The organism is Myxococcus vastator (assembly GCF_010894475.1).
Lineage (GTDB): Bacteria > Myxococcota > Myxococcia > Myxococcales > Myxococcaceae > Myxococcus > Myxococcus vastator.
In genome coordinates, this window is sequence record NZ_JAAIYB010000572.1 from 1 (window position 1) to 4,555 (window position 4,555).

General features: G+C 62.9%; 2 protein-coding genes and 1 pseudogene. All 3 read right to left on the reverse strand.

Translation table 11 applies throughout. From position 1 onward, the window contains the following. Window positions 1-177 precede the first annotated feature (177 nt). Window positions 178-910: pseudogene (locus tag G4D87_RS34065) on the reverse strand (IS66 family transposase); the annotation flags it as partial. A 153-nt stretch (window positions 911-1,063) separates the two neighbouring features. Continuing rightward, window positions 1,064-1,375, reverse strand: a complete 312-nt coding sequence (locus G4D87_RS34070) for an immunity protein TriTu family protein (RefSeq protein WP_163786847.1) — start codon at window positions 1,373-1,375, stop codon at window positions 1,064-1,066. A gap of 11 nt (window positions 1,376-1,386) precedes the next feature. Beyond that, a complete protein-coding gene (locus G4D87_RS34075) occupies window positions 1,387-4,485 on the reverse strand; it encodes an RHS repeat domain-containing protein (RefSeq protein WP_163786848.1) in 3,099 nt (1,032 codons plus the stop codon). Window positions 4,486-4,555 lie beyond the last annotated feature (70 nt).

Sequence of the window (4,555 nt, forward strand, 5' to 3'; positions counted from 1 at the left end):
CCGCAGCTCCTGCACCAGTCGAGTCAGCTCCTCGACTTGACGCTCGAGCTCCGCGATGCGCGCATCCTTGGGGTCGACCTCGGCCACGACACGCCGTGTCCCATGCCCCACGCCGCGTCAGCGAGCGACGAGCCTACCGTCGGCTGCTGGCCTGCTCCTTCTTCAACCGCTCATCCCACCTGAACGCTTACCCTCCACCCATCCCGTCTCGTCCGCGTGAGCCTCGTCGGCCGCCTGCACGTATGCGAGGGCCTCGGCCACCGCTGGGGCCAACGCGTCCGTCATCTCCCCTTCGAGATTCACCACGCTGCCCACCGACAAGTCCACGCCCACCATGTCCGAGAGGGCATCCTTCACCAGTCGTTTGGACAGCCGGTACTTGCCTACCAGCAGACTGGCCAGCGCCCCCAGCCTGTCCCCGAAAGCGCTGCGGGCGTGCGCCGACACCGGCTGGCGCGTCAGCGTGCCGCACGCGCGGCACTCCAGTGCGTGGCTGCGGTACTCGGTGACGACGGCCGACAACGGCGGCACTTCCACTACCTGGTGGCGGCGCGGCTCGCAATCTCTGCCCTCCAACCGGTGCCCGCAGCCTTGGCACTCCTTGGGCACCAACTCGACGACGTGCTGCACGGCTTCGGGCGGCAGGAGACTTCGCTCATGCTTCTTGTGCCCTGGCTGACCACTGGGGCGGCGGCCCGTGGGCTACTTCAGCGGACGCGGCGTGCCGGGGCATCCGCGGAGGGGGCTTCGAAGAGTTGCTCGAATTGAGATTCAGCCGCTCCTTGAGCTGCCGGTTCTCCTCGCGCAGTTGCCGGTCCTCTTCCTCCAGATGTGCGATGCGCTCCAGCGCCGCTTCCAGCAACGCCTCCAGCTTCGCAACCCGCGCGTCCCGGGGGTCGAGTTCCGACACGAGTGGCGGTGTGTCACGCCGCGGCCAACACCGTCGAGCGCCGTCCCGCCCACCGTCCGCTGCCCCGATGTCTCCTCAAGCAGGCACCAGCCGGTGAACGGTTACGGTGAAGGTTGTGCCCCACCGGTCGCTTCAACCGATTCCGGACCGCGCTCAGCTAGTCGGCTGCCTGATTTGCTCGGCAAGCTCGTCGAGCAGGACCACCAGCTTCTGGGAGTCGAGTTGTTCGTGATGGCGATAGAGCAGTTGCTCTCCTGTCTCCACGCTCAGCAGTTCGAGATCGCAGAGACCAGACTCCCAGACTGTGGCCCGTCCCATCCTCACGTCGGACTCCAGATCGACTCGAGCGCTCGGCGCATCCTCACTCGATCCCTCCACGAACTCCATCGCCACTCCCGCGTTCGAGAGCGTCTCCCTTTGCTCAGAGAACCACTGGTGGAATGCCTCAAGTAGATCCATGTTCATGAACGCCTCTGTCAGCGGAACTTCGTGGCGGCGTGCTCGATGTTTGTGGCCGCAGGCATCTCCGGTATGGGCAGACCTTTCTTGGCTGCGAGCCGCCCCTCCAGTGACTGTGGACCAACGATCTTCGCCCATCCCGCCTGGGTGGGACGGACAGATGAGGTGGGTACGTCGAACTTGACGTAGACGCTTCCTGGCTTCGCTTGGCTCATGAACGCCTCGGGAGCGGCAGGGTGAGCAACATGCGTCGTGCCACTGAGGCTCTCCTGGACCTTGCCTGTGGACTGCATCGCCTTGTGCTCGGCTTCAGACATCCAACGCCCGACACGCGTCGTGTCCACCCCCTTTGCTGCATCTGTGGCCACGTCGACGGCATTTCCTACCTTTGTCGCCGTGTTTGCCACGACACTGGCCTTGTCGGCCTGCTTGATCCCCTGAGCCATGCGATGGACGGCTTGCGCACCTTCCATCACATTGTCCGCACGACGGAGCCCTTGGATGGCCATTGAGGCGCCGCCTGGCACACCAGGAAGCGCGGTGGCGGTCACGTCAAGGGCAAGCCCGACGAGGTCAACGGTCGCTTCGCCCCAGTTCCCCGCGGCAACATTGTGAGCAAGTGAAGCGGCGCCAATCGCGACGTTGAGCGCGTCCCACGGGGTCTCAATCGCTTCTCCGGTGGGGTCGACCAGATTGGTAGGGTTGTTGAAGGTGTACCGATACAGGTTGGAGTCGCCCGCGCTGAGCCCCAACGGGTCCTGTTGCAGGAAGCGCCCCAACTGTGCGTCATACATGCGGGCTTTGTAGTGATAGAGCCCGATCTCATCCATCCAGCGCTGGCCGGTGTAGCGATACGGCGGCTGGACCGTGCTGGACGCGATTGGCTGCCACGACGGCGAGTGCGCTCGCATCTGTCCAAAGGCGTCGTAGCTGTACGTCTCCAGAATCACGCCGGACGTGTTGGACGTCGCGATGGTGTTATTGATGAGATCCTGGTGGTAATAGAATGCGGCCCCATCTGACGCCCGGTGAGTGAAAAGAGGTTCGTCGCCGAGCGGCCCCCAATACGTCTTCTCGACTAGCTGGCCTTGGCCCGAATACCAAGCCATCGGCCGTTGACCGGCGAAGAGTGCGTATCGGAACGACGTCCCATCGTGGATGGCCGCGAGTCGGCCGAGTGGATCATGGTGGAAGGTCCAGGTCCGAGCGCCCACGGACGCCGTCTTGACCCGGGACTCAGCGTCGTAGGTGTAAGCGCGACGCTCGGGGTACCGCGGAGTGCGCGATGGGGGTCCACGGACGCCGATGTACTGGTTGGCCCCGTTGGTCGTGTAATGGACGACACCGGCCGTGCGGACGCGATTACCAGAGCCGTCGTAAGTGAAGTCGTTCGCCCCGACTTCGAGGTCAAGATCGAGAATCCCGTCGTACTTGTAGGTTTTCTGAGTCGCGAGTTGCGAATCAGGGAAGTACGAGAAGACCTCCGACCATTGCGAGATTCCGCCCAGGGCGACGACCGTCTTTCGGTCACGCAGGTCGTACTGGTACGTGGCCTTCGTCCCACCCGGCGCTCCACCGAGCCTCCACGGGCGGCCCGCGACGTCGTAGGCATAGGGCTCGCGGATGCCATTACCTAAAATTTTCTCCTGGCGCTGCCCATCCAGGAAATACAGGTAACTGACTACGGCTTGGCCCGAGGCCGTCAGTGACGCCAGCTGGCTGCGGTGGTTGTACGCGTAGACCAGCGATTCGGAGGGTAGGTCCAGCCGGGACCGGTAGCCATCCAAGTTGTACGCATAGCCGGCCGTTCGGGCGGGCTGATCCAACACACGTTGGGTCTCCGTGGACACCTGACCGGCGGTATCGTACGTATAATCAATGGTGCTGACAGCGCTCGAGGTCGACAGCAGCCGGCCTGCGGCGTCATACGTCGTGGACACCTGAGGCGTTCCGTCGTTGTAGGTGCGCAGCGTTTCACGGTCGCGGCTGTCGTAGTGGTACTCGACGCTCGCCAAACGCGCATCGGTTCGCGTCTTGAGGTTTCCAGCCTTGTCATAAGTGAAGCTCTGCCACAGTTTGATTCCGCCAGAAACGTGCGGCGTGTAGCGAACGGTGATGTGGCCCTCGGCGTCGTAGTCGAAACCCGAGACACGGCCTTCGTGGTCGGTGACGCGGCTGACCTTGCCCAGCCCATTGTAGGTGTAGCGCGTCGTGCGCCCCGCCTCGTCCGTACGCGTTTCGAGCCGGCTCATCGCGTCGTAAGTCTTCCGGATGGTGCTCCCATCGGGGAGCGTCTCGACGAGGACGTTGCCCGCGGCGTCGTACTGCCACGAGGTCTCGCGCCCACCTGGCTTCGTGATGCGGCTCAGACGCCCTCGTGAATCGTAGGCGTGGTGAGTGACCCGACCTACCGGATCTGTCACCGTTTCCAGGTCACCGTTGGTGTTATACGTGAAGCGTGTCGTGGCTTCGTCGCCCGTACCGACGGCGTCGGTCTTGGAAACGAGACGGCCGGAGCTATCGTAGACGAAATCCTGTATCTTGCCACCGGGGGTAATGATCCGGCGCGGCATGTGGAACGTGCTCGCATACGGACTGCTCAGTCCGGGGTGATACGAGTAGCGCTTCCTGCGTCCGAGTGGGTCGGTAGTCATGGTGATGCGTTGATACGCATCGTACTCGTGGTGGGTGGTCCTCCCGGTCTCATCGGTTTCCGAAAGCAAGTTGCCATAAGCGTTGTAGCGAAATTGCCGTTGGCTTCCGTCGGGATGGATAATCTTTGTGACCAGACCACGACCGTGGACAGGTATGATGTACACGGGCTCCCCAGGCAGGGTGTCCATGACCATCTCAATGACGTCATATTCGAAATTCGTCACCCGCCCCAGGGGATCGGTGCGAGTCTTCACGCGGTCCTGCCACGCGTGTCCTGCTTCATAATACGTGTAAGTGATTTTGGCATCTGGGGTGCTATAGGTCGGGAGCCAGTGCGTCAGCAGGCGACCCGATGCATCAAAATCGAACCGCTCGGTGGCGCCGTTGCGGAGCGTGTGAACAGTGGGGACCGCATAGGCATTGAGTGTATTCCAAGACTCGATGGTGCCGTCCGGGTACACGATGCGCTTGAGGACTCCGTTCTCAAACCGCTCATACCGAGTCGTCTTCCCGCGCTCGTCCGTTTCGGCG

What these genes read in the sequence shown, in the direction of transcription:
- G4D87_RS34070 (WP_163786847.1), bottom strand. Translation starts at nt 1,375, where the DNA reads ATGAACATGGATCTACTTGAGGCATTCCACCAGTGGTTCTCTGAGCAA.